Origin of the sequence: Micromonospora sp. C97, from assembly GCF_018070385.1 — a bacterium.
Taxonomy (GTDB): Bacteria; Actinomycetota; Actinomycetes; order Mycobacteriales; family Micromonosporaceae; genus Micromonospora; species Micromonospora parva.
On record NZ_JAGPXU010000001.1, the window covers coordinates 106503 to 128632 of the forward strand.

Genomic DNA, 22130 nt, shown 5'->3' on the forward strand with positions numbered 1-22130 from the left:
CTCAGGTGGCCGCGGCACCCGCTACCGGCCGCACGCGTAACCCTGCATCCCCCGGGGGTTCGCACCGGCGGCCAGCAGCCCGGTGGCCGGGTCGCGGGTCACCGCACAGAGCCGGCCCAGGCTCCACCCGTCGGTGACCCGCACCTCGTGCCCGTACGCCCGCAGCGCCGCCAGCACGCCCTCGTCGAGCCGGTCCTCCACCACCAGGACACCCGGCTGCATGTCGCGTGGATAGAACGACCCCGGCAGGCTGACCGTGTGCCACGCCGGCGCGTCGATGGCCTCCTGCAGACTCTGACCGCCCACGAGGTGCCGCAGCAGGAACGGCAACTGCCACTGGTCCTGCTGGTCGCCACCGGGGGTGCCGCACGCCAGCACCGGCTCACCGTCGCGGTGCACCATCGTCGGGCTCAACGTCGTCCGCGGGCGACGGCCCGGTGCCAGCGACGAGGCCAGCCCCTCCTCCAGCCAGAACATCTGCAACCTGCTGCCCAACGGGAAACCGAGCTCCGGAATCGTCGGGGAGCTCTGCAACCAGCCGCCGCTGGGCGTCGCGGAGATCATGTTGCCCCAGCGGTCGACCACGTCCACGTGACACGTGTCGCCCCGGGTCACCCCGTCCGACTGCACCGTCGGCTCCCCCGTCGCGGCATCCGTCGACCCGGTACGCCGGACGGCACCGGGTCGGACGTGGGCCGGCAGGCGCGGCTGCGCACCGTCCGGACGCCCCGGCCGCAGCTCCGCCGACGCGCGGTCGCCGATCAGGGCGGCCCGCTCCCGCGCGTACTGCGGGGAGAGCAGCGCCTTGGCGGGCACGTCGACGTCGTCGCCGTACCAGGCCTCCCGGTCGGCGAAGGCGAGCTTGAGCGCCTCGACCTGGGCGTGGACGCCGGCTGCGGTCCCCGGGTCGTACGCGCCCGGGTCGTCGAGCGCGTCCAGTGTGGCCAGTGACTCCAGCAGCACCGGGCCCTGACCCCAGAACCCGGTCTTCGCCACCGAGTAGCCGTGCCAGTCGAGGGTGGCGGGCGCCTCCCAGCTCGCCGAGTACGCGGCCAGGTCGTCGCCGGTGACCAGCCCGGCGTGCGGGCGTCCGCTGGAGTCCTGGAACGGTCGCCGGCTGAACGCGTCGATCGCTTCGGCGACGAAACCCGTGCTCCAGGCCCGGCGCGCCGCCTCGATCTGGGCCTCCCGGTCGACGCCGGCAGCCTGTCCCGCCTCGACGAGCCGACGCAGCGTGTCCGCGTACGCCGGGTTGGTGACCAACTCCCCCGCGGCCGGTGGCCGGCCGTCGCGCAGCCAGAGCGCGGCGGACGTGGGCCAGTGTTCCTCGAACAACGACCGGACGGCGGCCACTGTGTCACCGACCCGGCCCACCACCGGGTGCCCGGCGCCGGCGTAGCCGATGGCCGGTTCCAGCACCTCGGCGAGGGTGAGCGTGCCGTGCTCACGCAGCAGCAGGAGCCAGGCGTCCACGGCGCCGGGCACGGCCGCCGCGAGCGGGCCGGCGCCCGGGATGAGGTCCATCCCGAGGGACCGGAAGTGCGCGATGGTGGCGCCGGCCGGTGCCGGCCCCTGCCCGCACAGCACCTTCGGCCGGGGGTCCTGTGCGGTGGCCACGATGGCCGGCACCTCGCCGCCCGGCCCGTTCAGGTGCGGCTCGACGACGTGCAGGACGAACCCGGCGGTGACCGCGGCGTCGAAGGCGTTTCCCCCGCGTTCGAGGATGCCCATCGCCGCCTGGCTGGCGAGCCAGTGGGTGGAGGACACCATGCCGAAGGTGCCCTGCAACGTGGGTCGGGTGGTGAACGTCATGACAACACCTCACTGGGATCTGCGGTGCGAACGTCGGGGCCGGTGCCGTCCGGCTGGACCAGGTGGCACGCGGCCATGCCGTCGCCGATCGCGGTCTGCGCCGGCACCTCGGTCGCGCACCTGTCGAAGGCGAGCGGGCACCGGGTCCGGAACCGGCAGCCCGACGGCGGGTCGAGCGCGGACGGCAGGTCGTCGCCGAGCAGCACCGGCTGACGGTGGCGCTGACGCACCGGATCAGCCACCGGCGCGGCGGACAGCAGCGCCTGCGTGTACGGGTGGGCGGGCCGGGCGAAGATCCGCTCGCGGCTGCCCCGTTCGACGAGTTGCCCCAGGTACATGACCGCGATCTCGTCGGCCAGGTACTCGACGGCGGAGAGGTCGTGGGTGATGAAGAGGCAGGCGAACCCGATGTCGCGTTGCAGGTCGGCGAGGAGGTTGAGCACCGACGCCTGCACCGACACGTCGAGCGCGCTGGTCGGTTCGTCGGCGATGAGCAGCATCGGTTCGGAGATCAGTGCCCGCGCGATGCTGACCCGCTGGCGTTGCCCGCCGGACAGTTCGTGGGGATAGCGACGGGCCACCTCGGCGCGCAGTCCCACCCGTTCCAGTTGGGGAGCGACGCGGGCCTCCCGCTCGCGCCGGGACATCCGCTTGCCGGCCAGCCGCAGCGGCTCGGCCACGATCTCACCCACCAGCATGCGCGGGTCCAGGGACGCGGCCGGGTCCTGGAAGACGATCGACACCGCGCCGCGATGGGGGCGCAGGTGCCGTCGGGACAGGTGGGTGACGTCAGTGCCGGCGATCCGCACCGTTCCCGCTGTCGGCTCGACGAGGCGTACCACGCAGCGGCCCACCGTCGACTTTCCGGAGCCGCTCTCCCCCACCAGGGCGGTGACCCGGCCGCGCGGGATGGTCAGCGACACCCCGTCCACGGCACGCACCGGGCCGAAGTGCATCACCAGGTCCGTGATCTCCAGGGCGTTCGGCTGCGGCGTCATCGGTTCGCCTCCTGAGGGGCCGTCTCGCACGGGTGCCAGCAGGCCGCGACGTGGTCGGTGCCACCGACCCCCGCCAGCGGCGGGGCGGCCGTGCGGCACCGCTCGTCGGCGGCCGGGCAGCGATCCGCGAAGGTGCAGGCGTCGGGTTGGCTGGCCAGGACGGGCACCAGCCCGGGGATCTCGGTCAACCGGTCCGTCCCGGCGTGCCGGCCCGGCTGCGGCGACGCCGACAGCAGACCGGCGGTGTACCGGTGTCGGGGGTGGGCGAACAGGTCGTCCACCGGTGCCCGTTCCGCCACCCGTCCCGCGTACATGACGACGACGCGGTCCGCGATGTCGGCGATCACGCCGAGGTCGTGGGTGATGATGAGGACACTCGTGCCGAGCTGGTCGCGCAGGTCCCGCAGCACCTGCAGGATGCCGGCCTGCACTGTGACGTCCAGTGCGGTGGTCGGCTCGTCGGCCACCAGCACCTTCGGGCCGCAGGCCACCGCCATCGCGATCATCACGCGCTGGCGCATGCCGCCGGAGAGCTGGTGCGGATAGGTGTCGACGCGTTGGGCGGCGGACGGGATCCCGACGAGCGTCAGCAGCTCGACGGCGCGCGCCCGCGCCGCCCGCCGGGACATCCGCTCGTGGACCTGGAGCACCTCGCCGATCTGCCTCCCGACGGTGAGCACCGGGTTCAACGACGTCATCGGTTCCTGAAAGATGTAGGCGATCTCCCGGCCCCGGACCCGGCGAAGCGCCACCTCGCGGGCCCCGATCAGCTGGGTGCCGTCCAGGCGCACCGAGCCGGTGACCCGGGCGCTGCCCGGTAGCAGCCCGGCGATGCTCATCGCGGTGACGCTCTTTCCGCACCCCGACTCGCCCACCATCCCAACGATCTCGCCGGGCGCGAGGTCAAGGCTGACACCGTCGACCGCCGAGACGGTGCCGGTCTCGGTGGGGAACGACACCGACAGGTCGCGGATCTCCAGCACGGGCGCTCCGGCCGTGGTCATCGTCGGTCTCCCTTCGGGTCGAGGGCGTCGCGCAGGGCGTCACCGAAGACGTTGAACGCCAGCGCCAGCCCCATGATGACGACGCCGGGCAGGACGGCGGCCCACGGTGCGCGGGCGGCGAACTGCTGCGCGGTGGCCAACATGGTGCCGAGGCTGGGCGCCGGGGGCTGGATGCCGAGGCCGAGGAACGACAGCACCGCCTCGCCGAGGATCGCGGCGGGGATGGCGACGGTGGCCTGCACCAGGATCACCGACGTCGCGTTTGGCAGGATGTGCCGGGCCAGCACCCACAGGTCGCTCGCGCCGTCGACGACGGCCGCCGCCACGAAGTCGAGTGACTTGAGGCGCAGGGTGTCCGAGCGGACCACCCGGATCACCCCGGGGATCTGGGCGATGCCGATGGCCACCGCGGCGTTGCCGAGGCTGGCGCCCCGGATGGCCGCCAGCCCCACCGCCATGATCAGGAACGGGAACGCCAGCAGTAGGTCGGTGAAGCGGGAGATCACCGCGTCCCAGGCCCGGAAGTAGCCGGCCGCGAGCCCGAGTGGCACCCCGATGACCAGGGACGTGGCCACCGCGAGGAGCCCCACCTGCAACGACGCCCGGGCACCGAGCATGATGCGGGAGAGGACGTCGCGGCCGAGGTCGTCGGTGCCCAGCAGGTGCCCGGCGGTGCCGGGCGGTGCGAACGTACGGGCGAAGTCGGTCTGGTCGACCGAGTAGGGCGCGAGCCAGGGCGACAGCACGGCGATGACGCCCGCCAGCGCGAGCACGACGAAACTCACGACGGCGAGCGGGTTGCGGCGCAGCCGCCGCAGCACGCGGGTACGCCGGGTGACGCTGGCGGTGCCGGTCTCCGCCATCGGTACGGTGAGGACGGTCATGCCGGATCTCCCGTCACCCGGATGCGGGGATCGATGACCGAGTAGAGCAGATCCACGAAGAGGTTGATCACGATGTAGGCCGCCGCGGTGAGCAGGACGACGGCCTGGATCACCGGGTAGTCCCGTTGGAACACCGCGTCGATGGTCATCTTGCCGAAGCCCGGCAGCCCGAAGATCTGTTCGGTGACGACCGCGCCGGAGATCAGCCCGCCGAGTTGCAGGCCCACGACGGTCACCACCACGATGAGGCTGTTGCGCAGGGCGTGCCGGGTGATGACGGCGCGCGGTCGCAGCCCCTTCGCCTTCGCCGTCCGCACGTAGTCGGAGGAGAGCGAGTCGAGCATCGCCGAGCGGGTCTGCCGCATGATGATGGCGGCGAGGCCGGTGCCGAGGATCACCGCGGGCAGGACGATGTGGTGCAGGTTGTCCACCGGGTCCTCCAGGATCGGCACGAAGCCGGAGGCGGGGAAGAGCCCGGTCGCCACGGACAGGTAGAGGATCGCCAGCAGCCCGAGCCAGAAGTGCGGCACCGACAGGCCGATCAGGGCCAGGCCGTTGGCGAGCCACTCCGCCGGCCGTCCACGACGGACCGCCGCGAGCACCCCGGCGCCGACGCCGAGGGCCGACGCGATGAGGATCGCCAGGACGGACAGCTCGACGGTCACCGGCAGCGCGGTCGTGAGCATCGACGAGACCGGCGTGCCCGTGCGGATCGACACGCCGAAGTCGCCCTGCGCCATCCGCTCCACGTACTGGGCGAACTGCACCGGCAGCGGCTGGTCCAGCCCGTAGTGCCGACGGATGGCCTCCAGGGCCTCCGGCGACCGGTCCTCGCCGGCCAGCGCGAGGGCCGGGTCACCGGGGAGCGCCCGTACGCCGACGAAGACCACGATCGTCGACAACAGCAGGGTCACTGCCGACTGCCAGGCACGGGTGAGCAGATATCGGGCCACGACGACCTACTTGCCGAAGCCGGCGAAGGCCGCCCGGATGACGCCGTCCGGGTAGACCTGCAAACCCTGAACCTGCTTGCTGACGGCGGTCAGGTTGCGCTGCCGGTAGAGGTAGATCAGGGCGTCGTCCTGCTGCAGCAGGGTGACCGCCTGGCCGTACAGCTTGCGGCGCTGCTCGACGTCACCGGCCTGGCGGGCCTGGGTCAGCAGCGTGTCGAGCTGCGGGTTGCGGTAGCCGGCGACGTTCTGGCTGCCGCCGGTGCCGACGAAGTTGGTGATGTTGGCGTCCGGGTCGATCCGTCCGCTCCACCCCAGTTGCAGCAGCTCGAAGTTGCCGCGGTCCTGCTCGTCGAGGAGCGAGGAATACTCCACCGGGTTGATCTTCAGGTCGAATCCGCCGTCCTTGACCATGGACTGCAACGCCTGGGCCAGGCGCAGCGTGTCAGGGGTGTTCGAGGCGAGCATCGTCACCTCGTACGGCGTCTGCACTCCGGCCTCGGCGAGCAACTGCTTGGCCTTGGCGGGGTCGTGCGCCGGGCAGGTCTGCGCCTCGGGGGACGAGAACGTGCTCGCTGGCGAGATCGGCGAGCAGGCGACGGCGTGCTCACCGTTGAAGACCGCGTCGACCAGGGCCTTGCGGTCGATGGCGTGCTCGAAGGCCTGCCGCACCTTGGCGTTCTGGGCGAGCGGGCGGTTGATGGGCTTGGGAGTGGTGCCGACACCGTCGACGTTGCCGACGTTGATGGTCAGGCCCTGGTATCCGAGGGACTGCGACTGAAGGACGGAGACCGCGGCGTCCTGCCGGAGCGAGGCGACGTCCTGGGTGGAGACGGAGTCGGCCACCTGCGCGTCACCGGAGCGCAGGTTGGCGGCCCGGATGCTCGCGTCGGTGAGGATCCGCCACGAGATGCCATCCAGGTGCACCTTGCTGGCGTCGTAGTAGTTCGGGTCCCGCACCACCTCGATCGAGTTCTGGGGCACCCGCTTGGCGAACTTGAAGGGACCGACGCAGACCGGCGCCGAGGCGAAGTCGTCCCCCCGGGCCTGCAGTGCCTGCGCGCTCATGATCATGCCGGCCCGGTCGGCGAGGGCGCCGAGCAGCGGCGCGAACGGCTGCTTCAGTCGCAGGACGACGGTCTGCGCGTCCGGGGTGTCGACGCCGTCGATGGGGCCGAGTTCGCTCTTGCGCGCCGACCGGGCGTTGGTGAGGTGGCGTTGCAGGGTGGCCTTCACCGCGGCCGAGTCGAACGCCGTCCCGTCCGCGAAGCGCACGCCGGGCCGCAGCGGGATGGTCACCGTCCGGCCGTCGTCGCTCGTGGTGGGCAGGGCAGTCGCGAGCTGCGGTACGACCTGCGCCTGCTCGTTGACGTCGTAGAGCTTCTCGCACATCGCCTGGAAGACGTAGCGGGAGTAGAGGCTTCTCGACAGTGTCGGGTCCAGCGCGTCGGGTTCGGCGGAGAGGGCGATGACCAGGTTGCCGCCCTGCTTCACGGAGGCGGGGTCCGCGGGCGTGCCGAAGGCGTCCTGGCCGGCCGACTGGTCGCCGCCGGACGGGTTGCCGCCATCGCTGTTCGACACCGGTGAGCAGGCGACGGCCGTGCAGACGACGGCAACCGCCGCCACCGCGGCCCGGAGCACCCGACGGCGGGGCAGTGTCGTTTCGCGGACGGAGAGGTTCGTCATGGAGAGCTCCTCAAGTGGGCGATTCGGGGAGCGTATGTTGTATACGATGACCGCCGCAAGACCTCCGTGACGGGGCTTCTCAGGCCGGCGTGCGGCCGTACAGGGCCGCGCGCAGCGCCGGCCGGAAGACCCGCCGGACATCGGCCGGGGACAGCGCACCGACCGAGCGGATCGGGTTCAGGTACCGCGTGAAGATCAGCCCACCCAGCACACCGACCGCTGCGGTGGCCCGTCGCGTCGCGTCCGGCCCGCCGATAAATTCAGCGATGCGGAGGCGCAGCTCACCGTCCAGGTAGTCCCTCAGGGCGCGCATGGTGGCGTCATCCTGCACCGCCATCCGGTTCTGCGCGGGCCCGGCGGCGTCCCACAGGCCGGTGACCGAGTCCAGCAGACGGTCGGCCAACTGCTCCCGGTTGCCCCGCAACGCCTGGTCGAGAGCGGTGGGATCAACGCAGAGCAGGTTCAGTGACTGACTGAAGAGGCCCTGCTTGGAGCCGAAGTGGTAGCTGATCAGCGCCACGTCGACGCCAGCGGCGGCGGCGACGGCCCGCAGGGTGGTGCCCGGATAACCGTGCTTCAGGAACAGCTCGCGGGCGGCCCGCCCGATGCGGGCCTTGGTGTGGGGGTTGCCGCGGGGCCGGCCCCGAGTTTTATTCAACACGGTTGAATACTGCGCTTCCCCGCTGGCACGGTCAACGCCGTCAACCCCAGCGAGGAGCGAACACATGCGCACTGTCGTCTTCGGCGCCACCGGCCCCACCGGCCGTCAGATCACCGAACAGGCTCTGGCCGCCGGCCACGAGGTCGTCGCTGTCACCCGCCGCCCGCCCGCCGGGCCACCGCGCCCCGGCCTCACCGTGGTCAGCGCCGACGTCGCCGACCCGGAGGCCGTCGACCGGGCGGTGGCCGGCGGCGACGCCGTCCTGTCCAGCCTGGGCGTCCCGCTCACCCCGAAGCCGATCACCGTCTACTCGACGGGCAACGCGAACATCCTGGCCGCCATGCACCGCCACGGGGTCAAGCGCCTGATCACCGTCAGCTCCAGCGTGCTCGACCCCACCTGGCGACCGACCGGCGAGTTCTTCTTCAACAACGTGCTGGACCCGCTGTTCAACCGCAGGGCGGGCCGCACCGCGCACGAGGACATGCGGCGGATGGAGTCCCTCGTCCGCGAGAGCGACCTGGACTGGACCATCGCCCGACCGTCCGGGCTGTTCGACCACCCGACCGTCACCCGCTACCAGGTGGCCGAGGACGTCGCCGACGGCCTCTTCACGGCACGCGCGGACCTGGCGGCGAGCATGCTGGCGCAGCTGACCGACGAGCGGTACGTCCGGCGGGCGATGGCGGTGGTCACCACCGCGGTCAGGCCGAGCATCGCGGGTCTGATCTGGCGCGAGGCCGTGCTGAAGAAGAAGTGACCCGACGGCCGGGCCCCGGTGGGAAGCGGCCCGCTCAGCGCCGCTTCCCACCGTCCTCCTAGGAGTTGTACGCCTGCGCGGTCACGCTGACCTGACGGGCCACGCCCGGCCGCGCCGGCCAGGAGACCCGTACCTCCCGGGTCTCCCCCGGCAGCAGCCAGAAGTAGTTGTCGTCGTAGCGGGCCGGCAGAACCCGGTTGCCGTCCTTGTCGCGCACGGCGAGCCGGACCAGCGCGGCGACCGTACGGCCCTGGTTGCGGACGGTCGTGGTGACGGTGTTGCGCCCGTCCACGACGCGTACGGTGCTCGACGACGTCGACAGTCGGGTGCTCGGCACGTCGTTGAGCGCCCGCATCTGCTCGGCCTTGTCGTAGCGCCAGTAGGTGTTCTCCGCGAGCAACCGGTCGCGGCTGTCGCGCAGCTCCAGTCGCACCAGGTGCAGCCCGCCGCCGTCCGGCGCGGCGAGGGGGAAGACCGTCGTCGTGGCCGAGCGGGCCACGTCCACCCGCTGACGCCGCGCCGGACCCAACGACCGGCCGCTCAGGTCGTAGCGTCGGGCGCTCACGGTGACCCCGCTCAGCGGCGCGGCGGTGTGGTTGACCACCCGCACCTGCCAGGTGCCCGGGTCGGCCTGGACGTGCACCGGCTCGCACCCCTTGCGGGCACCGTAGTAGGCGCCGTTCACGTCGAGGTCGTAGTCGTAGGTCTGCCAGACCGTGCTGTGCCACGCCGGGTGCGACATCCACAGCAGCAGACCGGTGGCGTCCTGCCACAGGTTGGCGTTCCACGCCTCGAACATGGCGCGGTGGCTCTCGTAGTTGACGAACTGCGCCCGGGTGGCGAACTCGTCGAGCGAGCCGGACTCACCGAGCCGCGCGTCGATCGCCGCCTGGTACGTGCCGACGCGCTGGTTACCGATCGTCGACCAGTCGTGGTAGTTCCACACCTCACCGATCGGCCACTCCGGAGCGTCCCCGACGAGGTTGCGCATGCTCTCGGTCACCGACACCACCGGCATGCCGATCTCGGTGTGGAAGCCGAACGAGTCCGCCTCGTAGATCGTCTTGTCGGTGTAGGTCGTCGGGTCGACCCAGCCGTACGGCCCACGCCCGCTCACGATGCCGCTGGCCGAGTTGGGGATGTAGAGGATCTCCGGGTGCTCGGTGGCGACGGCCTGCTTGAGCCCGGCGTCGACGATCGGCGGCGGGTCCCCCTCGTTGGCGCCGCACCAGACGACGATGCTCGGGTGGTGGCGGAAGCGCCGGATGGTGTCGGCGGCGATGTCGACGTAGCCGGGCGGGTTGGGCAGGAACGCGCCCGCCTGCCAGAAGTCGTTCCACACCAGGATGCCCTGCTCGTCGCAGGCCTGGTACAGCTCCTCGCGGTTGCTGCTGCCGAGCCAGTTGCGGATCATCGTGAAGTTCATGTCGCGGTGCATCTCGACCGTGTCGGCCAGCCGGTCGGGCAGCACCCGGCGAAGCAGCTCGTCCCAGCCCCAGTTGCCGCCACGGGCGAACACCGGCACGCCGTTCACCGTGATCTTCAGTTCGGTGATCTTGTTGCTGACGGTCTTGACGTCGGTCCAGCGCTGCCCGTCGGCGGAGACCTGGATGACGAAGTCGCGGGCGTACGCCTGCTCCCAGACGATGGTGACCTGGTCGAACGCGACGGGAGCGCCGAGGTCGACCTGGATCCACTGGTTGTCCTCGAACTTCGACGACCACCGGGTCCGCGGGTTGCCGTCGACGGCCCGCTCCGGGCCGTTGGAGTCGCCGTCGGACGACGACGCGGTGGCGGTGCGGCGCAGCGCCAGGTCGACGTCCGGCTGGGCCTGCCGCTGCACCGAGAGCGCCCACATGGACACACCCCACGACGTCGCCCGCGCACCGGTCTGGATGCGCAGGTGCTGGGCGGTCTGGCTGGGGAACGTCTCGACCTGGGTGGCGCGGCTGCCCAGCGGGGTGTCGTTACTGACGGCCTTCACGTCGGTCCACGCGTTCCCGTCGGCGGAGACCTGGACGCGGTAGTCCAGCGCGTACGCCTGCTCCCACACGATGGTGACCCGGTCGAAGTCGACCGCCGCGCCGAGGTCGACCTGGATCCACTGGTCGTCCTCGGCCCGGGAGGCCCACCGGGTCGCCGGATCGCCGTCGACGGCCCTGCCGGGACCGTTGCCGTCGTTCTCCGAGGACGACGCGATGGCGTCGCGGCGCAGGGCGAGATCCGGGCCGGTGCCGTCGGCGACCGACAGCGAGAACATCGAGATGCCCCAACCGGTGGCGCGCTGGCCGGCCTGGATGCGTACGTGCTGGGCGTGCTGACGGTCGAACGTGACCGTCTGGGTCGCGGCGCCGTCGACGAACTCCAGCGCCGGCTTGCCGGGGGGCGAGATGACGACCGGCTGGTGCCAGTCGTAGGCGAACTCGCGGACACCGAAGCGCAGCGCACGCCGGTCGCTGACCGAGCGGTTGACGGTGGCGGTGAGGGTGAGGTCGTACAGGTGCGGGTCGCCGTAGCCGTTGGGCCACCAGAGCCGGGGCTTGCGCAGCCGCAACGCGGGGAAGCGCTCCGGGCTGAAGATCACAGTGGTGTTCGCACCGGCGGGGACGGTCACCGTGGACTCGACGCGTACCTTGTCGAACTCGGCGCGGACGGTGACAGTGGTGGCGCTGGCCGCCGCGTTGCGGACCGGCACCCGGATGGTGACCTCGGCGGTGTCGGTGCCGGGCAGGTCGGGCAGCGTGGTCTGCACGTGCGGATCGCCGATGACCACGGCGCCGGTGCTGCGCAGGCGGACGTGGTCCCAGAGGCCGGTGACCCGGTCGCGGACGGCGGGCATCCAGTCCCACCCGGACACCGCCAGGTAGGTCGGCGCGTCCAGGTAGTGGCGGGCCGACTGGAGGAAGGTACGGCCGTCGGGGCCCTTGTCGCCGGGGGTGCCCGGGTGCGGCATCGGGGTCACCCGGACGGCGAGGACGTGCTCGCCACGGTGACCGGCCAACGCGTCGGTGATGTCGAAGGCCGCCCGCGCGAACGGGTGCGTGACGGTGCCGACCTGGACGCCGTTGACCCAGGCGGTCGCCTCGTGGTTGATCCCGTCGAACTCCAGCCAGATCCGTCGGCCTGCCGAGGTGTCCAGCTCGCGTGGCAGTCGCAGCGCACGCCGGTACCACCAGGCGTGCCGTGACAGCGCCTCCGGGATGCGCATGTTGTTGAAGCCGGCTACGGGGTCGGGCAGGTGCCCCTGCTCGACCAGGGTGCCCAGCACGGTGCCGGGCACCGTCGCCGGCAGCCAGGACCGGACGTCGACACCGGCGCGGGAGAGTTCCGCGCCGTCGGCGGTGCCGGCGAAGTCGTCCATCGTCAACGACCAGCCCGACTCCAGCGGGACCGTACCGTCGGCGGCGACCCTCAGCTCGGGGGCCGGGCCGGTGTTGCCGCCCTCCCAGCTGGTCCAACCAGCGGCCTTCGGCCGGCCGGCCAGCGGTACGCCGTAGACCTGGAAGCCGTTGAGGCCCACCGGGTTGCTGTTCGAGCGCTTCGTGACGGTCATCCGGATCCACCGGGCGGTGACGGGCTCGGGCAGCTTGATGGTCTGTACGCCGCCCTGCCCCTCGCTGGTCTCGTACACCGACCGCCAGGAACGGCCGTCGGTGGAGACCTCGATCCGGTACGCCGTCGCGGCGCTGGACAGGATCTCGTCGCCGTCGGTGTCGGTGTAGTCGCCGTCGAACGGCGCGTCGGTGAGCGTGGCCTCGAAGACCAGGCAGACGGCCTCGACCCGGCACGGCGCCTCGAGGTCCACCGAGATCCACTGTGGATCGCCGTTGGCGGCCCGCCATCCGCTCCCCCGCACGCCCACCAGCGGCAGACCGTCCACGGCGAAGGTGGCGGGGGTCGGGGCGTAGTCGGTCGAGGAGACCGCCACCGGGCGGTACCGGGCGAGGTCGGTGGTGGTCGGGGTGGTGCTCGGCGTCGGCCCGGCGGCGGACGCGAGGGCGTCCGGCAGGACCGCTGTCACCCCGACCGAGGCGAGCAGCGTCGCACCGGCGGAGAGGAAGGTACGCCGCGAAATCGGCGATGGCTCGGACATCGTGCCTCCAGAAGTGACAACGTTGTCAGACGGCGGGGATCCGTGACAACGTTGTCAGATGGTGGCCTGATGTTTCCCGGGAGTCAAGAGCCGGCGTCCATCGTGATTCCGCCACCACGTTCCGCAGCTGTTCCACTCCGGACATCGACCGTGGCCGTCTTTCCTGCTGGCTCGGCCGCCCGCACACGGCGAGGGCTGTAAGCCCGTGGGATCGCGAGGGCGCGGGTGTGGGGCCCCGGGGTGTCACGGGTTCGGTGGCCCTGCGGCCCAGCTGCTCGGCGCTCCGCGACCCTGCGGCTCCACGGCTCCACGGCTCCACGGCCCCGCGGCCCCGCGGCTCGACGGCTCGGCGGCTCGGCGGCTCGACGGCTCGACGGCTCCGGGTGGCAGGCTTAGCGGATTGCCTTTGGAGCTGATGTCACAAACGAATCAGCCGTCCACTCCGCCGGGCCGGCGATGCCACAAACGATCACACCGCCCACCGCCAGGCCGGCGATCCCGCAAACGATCAGACCACCCACACCGACAAGCGGGCGATGCCGCAAACGATTCAGCTCCAAAGGCAGCGACCGCCACCTACGGATCCGCCCCGAAGATGCCCACCCCCGCGGCAACACCCGCTCGGCCGCCGATCACACCCGGAGGCCCGGCGACCCAGCCGCCGACCCAGCCGCCGATCCGGTGGTGCCGCGAGTACCGGCGCTGGGCTAGGTGCTCGCCCATCCGTACCCGTCAATCACCTGGCCGGAGGCGATCAGCGCCCGCGCGGTCAGCTCCCGGCCCGCCCTCGCGGCGATCGGGGTCCCGGGGGCGGTACTCGGGGCGCAGCTTCGCGCTCGCGAACGCCGCCTTCACCGCCGCCGAGAGGGCGACGATGTCGTACGCGCCGTGGTGTCGACGGCCGTTGATGAAGAAGGTCGGGGTGCCGGTGACGCCGCTGAGGTCGGCGGAGTCGACGTCCTCGGCGATCCGGTCCACGCCCATCCGCTTCACCATGTGCTCCCGGAACCCGTCCAGATCCAGGCCGAGCTGCTCGGCGTAGCCGAGCACGTCGGTGGGGCTGAGCGCGTCCTGGTGGGCGAGCAGCAGGTCGTGCATCTCCCAGAACGCGCCCTGTTCCCCCGCCGCCTCGGCGGCCTCGGCGGCGAGCTGGGCATGCGGGTGGACATCGGTGAGCGGCAGGTGTCGCCAGACGTACCGGACGTTGGCGAAATCCGCCAACAGCTCTCGGACCACCGGCTCGGCCTGCCCGCAGTAGGGGCACTCGAAGTCGCCGTACTCCACCACCGTCACCGGCGCATCGAGCGACCCGCGCATGTGGTCGCGGTCCGGGTCGACCGGCAACATCAGGTCGACGATCCCCTCGGTGACGCCCAGCAGCGCGCGTGACCGCCGCGCCGGCGAGAGCCGGCCGACTGAGCGGAACACCAGCCAGGTGACGAGGGACGCGCCGAACGTGGCCACGAGGATGCCGAACTTCGCCTCGTCCAGGGCCGGGCCGTCCAGGGCATGGGTGGCGATCAGCAGCGCGACGGTGAACCCGATGCCGGAGACCGTGCCGACCCCGAGGACGGCGATCCACCCGACGGGCGGCCGGAACCGGTTACCGCTCAGCCGGGCCACCAGCCACGCGGTAAGCAGGATCCCAGCCGGCTTGCCCACGACGTACGCCACCACGACGCCGAGCGTGACCGGGGAGGCCACGGCCCTGGCCAGCAGGTCGGCGTCGATCACGATCCCGACGTTGGCCAGCGCGAACAGCGGCACCACCAGGTAGCTGGCCCACGGGTGGTAGAGCGTCTGCAGCCGCTCGTTCGGCGACAGCGCGGCGGTGAGCCCGGCTCGCGCCATGCGGGCCAGTTGCGGGGTGGGCTGTTCCCGGAAGAGGCGGAACTGGTCGCTGGCGTGTTGCAGGTCGCTGCGGCCGGGGGCGTACGCGTAGGTCAGCAACCCCATGACCAGGCCCACCGCCACCGGATCGACGCCGGACATCGAGACCGCCAACCAGGCCGCCACCCCCAACACCCCGTAGACCGGCCCGAAGCGCACACCCCACGCCCGGACGAGCAGGACGACGCCGAAGATCACCGCCGCGACGACCAGCGCCGTCACCGAGGGATGGTGCGGGTACGCGACGGCCAGCACCGCGATCGCCACCACGTCGTCGACGACGGCGACGGTCAGCAGGAAACCCCGCAACCGTTCCGAGAAGCGCGGCCCGAAGACGGCCAGAGCCCCGAGCGCGAGCGCCGTGTCCGTGGCCATCACCGCGCCCCACCCCGCGGCGGTGGTCTGCCCGGCGTTGATCGCGAGATAGATCGCGACCGGCACGAGCATGCCACCGATCCCGACCAGCATGGGCAACGCCAGACGACGCCGCTCCCGCAACTCGCCGATGTCGAACTCGCGGCGCAACTCCAGCCCCGCGACCAGGAAGAAGAACGTCATCAGGCCGCTGTTGATCCAGGTACGCAGGTCGTGCGACACGGTCCATCCGCCGAGCTGGATCGACAGGGAGGTGCCCCAGACCGACTCGTACGACGACACATGCAGATTCGCCCAGCCGAGAGCGGCCAGCGCGGCGATGAGCACCACCCGCGCGCCGCCGGTCTCGGTGCGCAGGAACCGGCGCAGCGGAGCGTTGATCCGCCCCTGCCAGGCCGTTCGGCTGGTCCAGCCCCGGCGCATGTTGTCGCTCGTCACGGGGACAATCTTCGCCGACCCGACCGTCACACGGCCCCGATTGCCACTCCTCCCCGCCGAAGACGACCGCGCGCGCTCATCCCTCCCCCACTGCGCCGATCTTGCGCTTTCGGTGGTCGGGTTGCGGGCTTCCGTGTCATTTGTCGCGACAGAAAGTGCAAGATCGCGCGGGGAGGGCGGCGACCTTGGCGGGCATGCACGCAGCGGCACCGGTTGGTAACGTGTCGTGGGGTCGCCGGTTGCCGTCGGCGGCGCTCCCCTGGGGAGGGTCGACATGTGGGCGGACGACGCCGCGCTCGACGCGGCGGCGCGCCGGCTCGACGAGTGGGAATCATCGCTCGCCGAACGGGCGGAACGCGCCAGGGCGCTGTCGACGACGATGCGGGACCTGACCGGCACCGCCCGCAACGCCGACCGGACGGTCGAGGTCACCGTCGACTCGACCGGCCTGCTGATCGACCTCACGCTCGACGAGGGCATCCGGCAACAACCCGCGACCCGCACCGCCCGGCAGATCCTGGAAATCACCGCCGCCGCCCGCGCGGACCTGCTCCGGCAGGTCAGCGCCACAGTCGGGGAGACACTCGGCGACGACGCGAGCGCCCAGGCCATCATCGACTCGTACCGCAGCCGGCTTCTCCCCGACCAGGGGTCGAACGATGCCCGCCGGTGACGGCATCCAGGTCGACCCGGACGACCTGACCGCCCACGCCGCGCGCCTCGACCGCTGCGCCGGCAGTCTCGACACCGCCCACCAGGCAGGCCAGCACGTCCGGTTGGGCGCTGACGCCTACGGGCAGCTCTGCGCGATGATGCCGGTGCTGCTCGGCGGCCTCCAGCAGGCAGTGGTCGACGGCATCGGCGCCGCCGCCACGTCGGTCCGCGACACCGCCGGCAGGCTACGGGTCGGCGCGGACCGCTACCGCAGCTCCGACGCCCATGCCCAACACCTGCTCGACAGCGTGCGGCAGCACCGGCTCGATGAGGTGCGGCAGCACCGGTGACGTCGAACCCGCTCGTCGCCACCGCTGCGGACACCCCGCCCAGCGCCTGGGCGGGCGTGTGGATCTGCGAGGACATCGACCTCATCGCGCAGGGCATCCGCAACGGCAGCTGGATCGACGGCAGCCTCGGCGTCGTGAGCGCCGGCCTGGACGCCCTCGCCCTCGTCTCCGACCCGGTCGGCGCCCTGCTCCAGTACGGGATCGCCTGGCTCATCGAACACGTCAAGCCGCTCAGCGAGGCGCTGGACTGGCTCGCCGGCGACCCCGCGCAGATCACCGCACACGCCCAGACCTGGCGTACCGTCGCCGGGTCACTGCGCGACGACGCCGCCGAACTGGCCCGCGCGGTGCGCAACGACGTCGCCGCCTGGGGCGGCAGCGCCGGCCCCGCCTACCGGGCCTGGACCGCCGAACAACACCAGGCCATCACCGGCCTCGCCCAGGGCGCCGACACCCTGGCCGCGATCACCGAAGGCGCCGCCGGCCTGGTCGCCGCCGTCCGGCTCCTCGTCCGCGACGCCATCGCCACCTGCGTGTCCCGCATCATCGTGTACGCGGGCGAACTCCTCATCACCGGCGGCCTGGCCGCGCCCCTGGTCGTGGAGCAGGTGACGACGTTGGTCGCGTCGTGGGGGGCGCGGATCGCGCGGCTGCTGCGCGGCTTGCTGGCCAGCCTGCGGCGGCTGATCCCGGAGGTACGCCGACTCGCCGACCTCATCGAGAAGCTCAAGCAGGTGTTGGGGCGGCTACGGAGAGGTGAATCGCCATCGGGCCGGAACACGCCGGAACCTGAGCCACCTCGCGAGACAACATCCCATTCCCTGACGGAGCAGCAACGAGTCCACGACCTTGGCATGGATCCGGCCACAGGAAGGTTTCGTCCGGGTGAGGCGGAGACGGCGCTTCGTCTGGAGCAGGAACTGGGCGTGCGGCTGCATCGCGCTCCTGCGGATTCCTCAGCCGACTGGGTTGACGATGCCGGCCGGACCTACGATGCGGTGGGCAACTTTCCGGGGCAGTACTTTGACCGTCAGTGGCCGCAATTGCAGTATCAGATCGAGCGACACTTAGATAAAGCAGACCTGGTGCCGGTAGACGTCTCGCGGTTCGCTCCGGAACAGGTCGCCCGGATCGAGCAGTTCATTGGGGACCGACGCCTCGGTCCACGAGTATTCGTTGTGGGGAAGTAATGGCTGGCCTCATCGTCCTGAAACCAGGCGTCGACTGGACCGCAACCGGAGGGTTGTTCGACTGGACGCTGGAGTTCCTGATTTCCCGCCTCTCGGACAGGCAGACCGCCAACCACCTGCAGGAGATCGTCGACAACAACCTTGGGTCGGTGTGGATCGACGACTTGCCCGCCGCAGCGCAGGAGGAGATCGTCAGTCACTGGCGCGACGGCCTGGTGGCGGCTGGCGAGCGACAACTTCCGGAAACTGAACACAAGGTCGATGTCATCCGCCACCTTCAGGAACTGGTCGACGCCACCTATTCGGCTGGGTTCCCCGGATCAAGCAACCCTGGTGGTCGCTGACGCCGTGCGGTCCCATCGTCGCAGGAGTTGGACTGCGAACCGGTACTATGCGCCCATGAGCTCAGAGGCGGTTGGCAGGTACATGCCCCCGGTCGTGACGCTCGATGACCTGACGGCGATGATGGCCGCAGACGAGAACCACCGGTACGAAATCAGCCCCGAGGGAGTCGTCTCGATCATGCCGCCGCCGGGCTACACCCACGCGATCATCGCGACCCGGCTCATGGTGTGGCTCGCCCAGGGCGGTGTTCCAGCGGAACACATCGCTCAAGCAGTCGGCTTACGCATCCCGGGCCGTGACGGTGGTGTCGGTGGGCGCATTCCGGACCTGGTTGTATGGAGCAAGGCTCAGGTAGATGGCGTGTGGCTGCCGGTGGCCGACGTGCTCCTCGTGGTCGAGATCGTTTCGCCCGGCTCCGAGGGCGTCGACACGGTGACCAAGCGCAGCGAATACGCTGCCGCCGGCATCCCCCAGTACTGGGTAGTGGATCAGGATTCGGCGCAGACCGTGACCATGCACCGCCTGGACGGCGACCAGTACGTCACCCAGGCGACCATGCCGCTCGCGTGGGTTCTCAACACCGGCCTGGATGAGCACGGCCTAGGCTGACGCGGCCAGTGCCGGGCCCATCCGCCATCCCGGCCTGGGCAGCTCAGTTGAAGGCGAGCGCCTGAGTCAAGATCGGTAGGTCGAACGGAACCACCAGGCGCAACGGCTTGTCGGTCCGCCTCCCGTTCTGAGTGATGATGAGCGCCATACTCTGTTGCCCGGCAAGACAACTCTGGCTGAGCAGGTCGATCGCCTCCACCACGGTGATCGCCCTGGGGACCAGAACCGCACCCTCCCCTGGTTCGGCGAAACGAAGCACCTGCCGAACCGGTTCCTCCTCGGCCATCCCCGTGTTCCTGGTCATCTGATCGGCGAGCCAGCGCGCGATGGCGTTGGTGGTCAGCACGCCGACGTAGCCGTCGTCGTAAACCGGCAACTGTGAGTACCCGAATGCGCGGACGTGCTCCAGCGCGATGCTGATGGGGTCGTCCGGGCGCACCGCGCAGACCTTGCCGGATTTGAGGACCGTCAGCGCCAACGGCGGTTCGACGATCTGCTGTCGAAGATGCTCGATTTCCTGCACGACGGTTTCAACCGGGTCGGCGATCGGCCGGCCGCCGTAGTAGGTGCCGTGGCTGATCGCGTTGCGCAGCGAGGCGAACGCGACCAGGGCGTTCCGCTGCTGCTGCGACAGCGTCCGCCGTTGCCCATAGTCCCGGATCAGTTGGGCGAAGCCGACCGCCACATCGGCCCGCAGGGTGGAGCGGAAGTGGTTTTCGATGTCATTGAAGGCGGCGAGAAATCGCGCGCCTGCCGTCGTGATCGTCACCGGCGGAGCCTGACACACCCCGAATCATCACCGTGATGCCGAGCGAACGCTGTTCACCAGCTCACACGACGACGGCAGTCATTGTGACCGAGCCGGACATTTTGGAAGCTGACCGGCGCATACCGTGTCATGGCCCTGCTCATTCAGCCGTGTCATGGCGGTCCGTCGCCGGCAGCGCTCCGTCAGCGGCGTAGGTGGCGGGAGCAGTCGCCGTCGTGGCCGTCGCGCAGGAGGCAACGCCGACCGCCGGGCAGTCGCAGGTCGCAGAAGACCCGGTGACGGAGGAACTGCTGGTCCTCCGCGGAAACGGTGGTCTCCCCCGGATCCGCCATGGGCAGCACCAGCATCCATCGGCCGATGACCCTAGCCAGGCGTTGCGCGGCCGGCAGGTCGTTGGCAACGACGGGCAGATGGATGACGTACCGCTGGCTCATCTGGTCTGGTCCCGCTCGTTGCGGGCGCGGGCCTGATCGGTCTGCCAGCGACGCAGACCGGCCTTGATCCGGGCGGTCTCGCGGCGGCTCTCGGCGAGCGCGGCGTAGACGGCGGCCATGTCGCCGGCGACCCGGTCGAGGAAGGCGTACACGTCGTCGGGGTTCAGGCCGCGACGTCCGAGCCCGACCGGCGGGAAGCGGCGCTCACGCACCTGCCACGGCAGCAGACTGGTGTACGCGGCCGAGCGGTAGGTCGCGCCGCCGCGCGGCGGCTCTGGTCGCTGGTTGCTGGCGTTCATGTCTGCCTGCCTTCCCGCCGCGCAGGGATCTTCGGAGATGCACGGCGGCCGTTCGGGGGGACCGGCCGGCCGCCGTGCTGTGATCAGCCTGCGACAGTCCGCAGTGGAAACGCAACGTTCCACACCGCAATTTCGCCGTTGTGCATTGACTTTCTTTACTGAACCCCGTAGGAGTTGCAGGAGCAGGTCACGCAGTGTTGCGTGACGGAACCAGGGAGTGTGCGGATGCCCGAAGACATCGGATCGACAGTGCCGCGCCGGCAACTCGGCCGGCTGCTGCGTCAGTTCCGCAACGAGGCCGGGGTGACCCTCGACGCCGCGGCCGAGGCCCTCGAATACAGCCGGCAGAAGATCTGGCGCCTCGAATGCGGCCAGGGCTCCGTCCGGGTGCTCGACGTCAAGGCGATGTGCGAGCTGTACGGGGTGTCGCCGGAGATGACCGAGGCGATGCGCGGGCTGGCCGTGGAGACGAAGTCGAAGGGCTGGTGGCACGCGTACGGCGATGCGGTGCCGAACTGGTTCGAGCTGTACGTCGGCCTGGAGTCCGCCGCCGCCCACCTCCGCCGTTATGACGAGTCGCTCATCCCTGGGATCCTTCAGACCAAGGAGTACGCCCGCGCGCTTTATCGCCTTGGCGGGATGCTGAACGAGGAGGAACGCGAGCGCGCGGTCCAGGTCCGGCTTCAACGGCAGGCACTGCTCTCTCGGCGGCTGCCGGCAGCTCCCAGGGTTGAATCCGTGTTGTCCGAGGCGGTGCTTCGGCGTGGCGTTGGCAGCCCAACCGTCATGACCGAGCAGCTCGCTCACCTCACCAAGCTGTCCGAGCTACCGAACGTCAGCGTCAGAGTGCTGCCCCTGGCAGCAGGCCCGCAGCCCGGGGCGGTCGCGGGATCCTTTGTGATCCTCGATTTCCCGGCCACCAAGGGCGGTCGTACCGCGCCGGAGCCCTCCGTGGTCTACAGCGAGTCATTGACCGGCGCTCTGTACCTCGACAAGCCCGACGAGCTGGCCGCCTACCAGCGCGTCTGGCGAGGCCTGGATGCGCTGGCCCTCGGCGAGGCAGAATCGACTGACATGATCAAGCGGATCGCTGGGGAGATGCGGCATGACTGACCTGAGTGGCGCCGTCTGGCGCAAAAGCACCCGCAGCGGCGACAACGGCGGTGACTGCGTCGAGGTCGCCACAAACCTCCCCGGCGTTGTCGCCGTGCGCGACTCGAAGGATTCCACGGGACCGCTACTCACCTTCACCGCCCAGGCCTGGACGGACTTCGTCGCGGCAGCCAAACATGAGGGCTGCGCCAGCTGAAGGTGCGGCGTCGTCGATGGTGTGCGCGCGTCACCCTCTCCAGTCGGTCACCAGTCACCTGCCCACTTCGACGGCGGTGTGACGGCGAGGTGCGGCTCCGCACTGATCGGTTCGAGGGCGTGCACCACCCGCAGGTGCCCGTCGGCCGCCGCGTCCTCGTCGATGATGACGCGGCCACTGCTGCCGTCGGTGCTGACCAGCAGCCACCGGCTGGGGTAGATGCTGCCGTCGTCGCCCAGCGCCCGCACCCCGAAGGCGCGGGCCAAGGTAATCGCCAACTCTCGTTCACCCTGACCGGTGGCGTCGGCCAGGTCGGTGTCACCGGTCAGGATCCAGCCGAACTCCTCGTCGTGCGCTGGAGGGCTGAGCATGGCGACCGGCCGAGGGTCATCGACTGCTCGATCCTCGACGCGTCCCACGTAGACGGCGTCCGGCGAGATGCCGTAGCTCTCGTCCAGAAATCGGCAGAGCGCCCCTGCGGGCAACTCCTGCTCGACGTGGATCTGATAACGCACCCTCACCCCCCGGGTAGCTCCCCCAACGCCGGCTGCCATCGTACGTCTGTTGCACGTGCGGGAATTGCGCATCCGTGATGGACAGCAATCACGTGTCACTCCGTC

Annotated in this window: 21 protein-coding genes; 8 read left to right on the forward strand and 13 right to left on the reverse strand. The window is 70.7% G+C overall.

Going from position 1 to position 22130, the window contains the following annotated elements; translation table 11 throughout:
* Nucleotides 1–21: 21 nt before the first annotated feature.
* The 7 genes from KBX26_RS00430 to KBX26_RS32645 form a co-directional block, all read right to left on the reverse strand.
* Nucleotides 22–1812, reverse strand: coding sequence for a gamma-glutamyltransferase family protein (locus KBX26_RS00430; RefSeq protein ID WP_030337084.1), 1791 nt, complete (start codon nucleotides 1810–1812; stop codon nucleotides 22–24).
* Nucleotides 1809–2810 (reverse strand): ABC transporter ATP-binding protein, encoded by a 1002-nt coding sequence (locus KBX26_RS00435; protein ID WP_210864385.1) that lies wholly within the window; start codon nucleotides 2808–2810, stop codon nucleotides 1809–1811. The genes KBX26_RS00430 and KBX26_RS00435 overlap by 4 nt, the downstream gene beginning before the upstream one ends.
* A complete protein-coding gene (locus KBX26_RS00440) occupies nucleotides 2807–3814 on the reverse strand; it encodes an ABC transporter ATP-binding protein (RefSeq protein ID WP_210864386.1) in 1008 nt (335 codons plus the stop codon). The genes KBX26_RS00435 and KBX26_RS00440 overlap by 4 nt, the downstream gene beginning before the upstream one ends.
* A complete protein-coding gene (locus tag KBX26_RS00445; protein ID WP_030337087.1) occupies nucleotides 3811–4698 on the reverse strand; it encodes an ABC transporter permease in 888 nt (295 codons plus the stop codon). The genes KBX26_RS00440 and KBX26_RS00445 overlap by 4 nt, the downstream gene beginning before the upstream one ends.
* Entirely contained in the window at nucleotides 4695–5651 is a 957-nt protein-coding gene (locus KBX26_RS00450) for an ABC transporter permease (RefSeq protein ID WP_030337089.1), read from the reverse strand. The genes KBX26_RS00445 and KBX26_RS00450 overlap by 4 nt, the downstream gene beginning before the upstream one ends.
* A gap of 6 nt (nucleotides 5652–5657) precedes the next feature.
* Entirely contained in the window at nucleotides 5658–7334 is a 1677-nt protein-coding gene (locus KBX26_RS00455) for an ABC transporter substrate-binding protein (RefSeq protein WP_081884111.1), read from the reverse strand.
* A 79-nt stretch (nucleotides 7335–7413) separates the two neighbouring features.
* Entirely contained in the window at nucleotides 7414–7995 is a 582-nt protein-coding gene (locus KBX26_RS32645; protein WP_210864387.1) for a TetR family transcriptional regulator, read from the reverse strand.
* A gap of 64 nt (nucleotides 7996–8059) precedes the next feature.
* Between KBX26_RS32645 and KBX26_RS00465 the strand changes: the two genes are divergently transcribed.
* Entirely contained in the window at nucleotides 8060–8755 is a 696-nt protein-coding gene (locus KBX26_RS00465; protein WP_210864388.1) for an NAD(P)-dependent oxidoreductase, read from the forward strand.
* Nucleotides 8756–8813: 58 nt separating this feature from the next.
* On the opposite strand, the gene KBX26_RS00470 is transcribed toward KBX26_RS00465, so the two are convergent.
* Nucleotides 8814–12848: a discoidin domain-containing protein gene (locus KBX26_RS00470; RefSeq protein ID WP_210864389.1), complete on the reverse strand. Its 4035-nt coding sequence runs from the start codon at nucleotides 12846–12848 to the stop codon at nucleotides 8814–8816.
* Nucleotides 12849–13580: 732 nt separating this feature from the next.
* Nucleotides 13581–15536, reverse strand: coding sequence for a Na+/H+ antiporter NhaA (locus KBX26_RS00475; protein WP_247680098.1), 1956 nt, complete (start codon nucleotides 15534–15536; stop codon nucleotides 13581–13583).
* A gap of 289 nt (nucleotides 15537–15825) precedes the next feature.
* Here KBX26_RS00475 and KBX26_RS00480 point away from each other — a divergent pair, with 289 nt between their 5' ends.
* Genes KBX26_RS00480 through KBX26_RS00500 form a run of 5 tightly spaced genes read left to right on the forward strand, consistent with a single transcriptional unit; the run spans nucleotide 15826 to nucleotide 18699 of the window.
* A complete protein-coding gene (locus KBX26_RS00480) occupies nucleotides 15826–16224 on the forward strand; it encodes a YbaB/EbfC family DNA-binding protein (RefSeq protein WP_210864391.1) in 399 nt (132 codons plus the stop codon).
* Nucleotides 16211–16555, forward strand: a complete 345-nt coding sequence (locus KBX26_RS00485) for a type VII secretion target (protein ID WP_210864392.1) — start codon at nucleotides 16211–16213, stop codon at nucleotides 16553–16555. Before KBX26_RS00480 ends, KBX26_RS00485 begins: the two co-directional genes overlap by 14 nt.
* The gene (locus tag KBX26_RS32875) at nucleotides 16552–17745 is read left to right on the forward strand and encodes a WXG100 family type VII secretion target (protein WP_210864393.1); all 1194 of its coding nucleotides are present in this window, start codon (nucleotides 16552–16554) and stop codon (nucleotides 17743–17745) included. The genes KBX26_RS00485 and KBX26_RS32875 overlap by 4 nt, the downstream gene beginning before the upstream one ends.
* Nucleotides 17745–18089: a hypothetical protein gene (locus KBX26_RS00495; protein ID WP_210864394.1), complete on the forward strand. Its 345-nt coding sequence runs from the start codon at nucleotides 17745–17747 to the stop codon at nucleotides 18087–18089. The genes KBX26_RS32875 and KBX26_RS00495 overlap by 1 nt, the downstream gene beginning before the upstream one ends.
* 55 nt (nucleotides 18090–18144) lie before the next feature.
* Complete coding sequence (locus tag KBX26_RS00500; RefSeq protein ID WP_247680065.1) at nucleotides 18145–18699, forward strand: Uma2 family endonuclease; 555 nt, start codon at nucleotides 18145–18147, stop codon at nucleotides 18697–18699.
* Between the two features lie 43 nt (nucleotides 18700–18742).
* Here KBX26_RS00500 and KBX26_RS32880 read toward each other — a convergent pair whose 3' ends face one another.
* The 3 genes from KBX26_RS32880 to KBX26_RS00515 form a co-directional block, all read right to left on the reverse strand.
* Nucleotides 18743–19468 (reverse strand): CBS domain-containing protein, encoded by a 726-nt coding sequence (locus KBX26_RS32880; protein ID WP_210864395.1) that lies wholly within the window; start codon nucleotides 19466–19468, stop codon nucleotides 18743–18745.
* A 182-nt stretch (nucleotides 19469–19650) separates the two neighbouring features.
* Nucleotides 19651–19902: a hypothetical protein gene (locus tag KBX26_RS00510; RefSeq protein ID WP_210864396.1), complete on the reverse strand. Its 252-nt coding sequence runs from the start codon at nucleotides 19900–19902 to the stop codon at nucleotides 19651–19653.
* A complete protein-coding gene (locus KBX26_RS00515) occupies nucleotides 19899–20201 on the reverse strand; it encodes a DivIVA domain-containing protein (RefSeq protein WP_030337117.1) in 303 nt (100 codons plus the stop codon). Before KBX26_RS00515 ends, KBX26_RS00510 begins: the two co-directional genes overlap by 4 nt.
* A 225-nt stretch (nucleotides 20202–20426) precedes the next feature.
* Here KBX26_RS00515 and KBX26_RS00520 point away from each other — a divergent pair, with 225 nt between their 5' ends.
* A complete protein-coding gene (locus KBX26_RS00520; RefSeq protein ID WP_030337119.1) occupies nucleotides 20427–21314 on the forward strand; it encodes a helix-turn-helix transcriptional regulator in 888 nt (295 codons plus the stop codon).
* Complete coding sequence (locus KBX26_RS00525) at nucleotides 21307–21510, forward strand: DUF397 domain-containing protein (protein WP_210864397.1); 204 nt, start codon at nucleotides 21307–21309, stop codon at nucleotides 21508–21510. Before KBX26_RS00520 ends, KBX26_RS00525 begins: the two co-directional genes overlap by 8 nt.
* A gap of 47 nt (nucleotides 21511–21557) precedes the next feature.
* Here the strand turns inward: KBX26_RS00525 and KBX26_RS00530 are convergent, their stop codons facing one another.
* Entirely contained in the window at nucleotides 21558–22025 is a 468-nt protein-coding gene (locus KBX26_RS00530) for a hypothetical protein (protein ID WP_210864398.1), read from the reverse strand.
* Between the last annotated feature and the right edge of the window lie 105 nt (nucleotides 22026–22130).

Coding starts and splice junctions, on each gene's coding strand:
- KBX26_RS00430 (WP_030337084.1), bottom strand. CDS start 1,812: ATGACGTTCACCACCCGACCCACGTTGCAGGGCACCTTCGGCATGGTG.
- KBX26_RS00435 (WP_210864385.1), bottom strand. CDS start 2,810: ATGACGCCGCAGCCGAACGCCCTGGAGATCACGGACCTGGTGATGCAC.
- KBX26_RS00440 (WP_210864386.1), bottom strand. CDS start 3,814: ATGACCACGGCCGGAGCGCCCGTGCTGGAGATCCGCGACCTGTCGGTG.
- KBX26_RS00445 (WP_030337087.1), bottom strand. CDS start 4,698: ATGACCGTCCTCACCGTACCGATGGCGGAGACCGGCACCGCCAGCGTC.
- KBX26_RS00455 (WP_081884111.1), bottom strand. CDS start 7,334: ATGACGAACCTCTCCGTCCGCGAAACGACACTGCCCCGCCGTCGGGTG.
- KBX26_RS00465 (WP_210864388.1), top strand. CDS start 8,060: ATGCGCACTGTCGTCTTCGGCGCCACCGGCCCCACCGGCCGTCAGATC.
- KBX26_RS00470 (WP_210864389.1), bottom strand. CDS start 12,848: ATGTCCGAGCCATCGCCGATTTCGCGGCGTACCTTCCTCTCCGCCGGT.
- KBX26_RS00475 (WP_247680098.1), bottom strand. CDS start 15,536: ATGCGCCGGGGCTGGACCAGCCGAACGGCCTGGCAGGGGCGGATCAAC.
- KBX26_RS00480 (WP_210864391.1), top strand. CDS start 15,826: ATGTGGGCGGACGACGCCGCGCTCGACGCGGCGGCGCGCCGGCTCGAC.
- KBX26_RS00485 (WP_210864392.1), top strand. CDS start 16,211: ATGCCCGCCGGTGACGGCATCCAGGTCGACCCGGACGACCTGACCGCC.
- KBX26_RS00495 (WP_210864394.1), top strand. CDS start 17,745: ATGGCTGGCCTCATCGTCCTGAAACCAGGCGTCGACTGGACCGCAACC.
- KBX26_RS00500 (WP_247680065.1), top strand. CDS start 18,145: ATGAGCTCAGAGGCGGTTGGCAGGTACATGCCCCCGGTCGTGACGCTC.
- KBX26_RS00510 (WP_210864396.1), bottom strand. CDS start 19,902: ATGAGCCAGCGGTACGTCATCCATCTGCCCGTCGTTGCCAACGACCTG.
- KBX26_RS00515 (WP_030337117.1), bottom strand. CDS start 20,201: ATGAACGCCAGCAACCAGCGACCAGAGCCGCCGCGCGGCGGCGCGACC.
- KBX26_RS00520 (WP_030337119.1), top strand. CDS start 20,427: ATGCCCGAAGACATCGGATCGACAGTGCCGCGCCGGCAACTCGGCCGG.
- KBX26_RS00525 (WP_210864397.1), top strand. CDS start 21,307: ATGACTGACCTGAGTGGCGCCGTCTGGCGCAAAAGCACCCGCAGCGGC.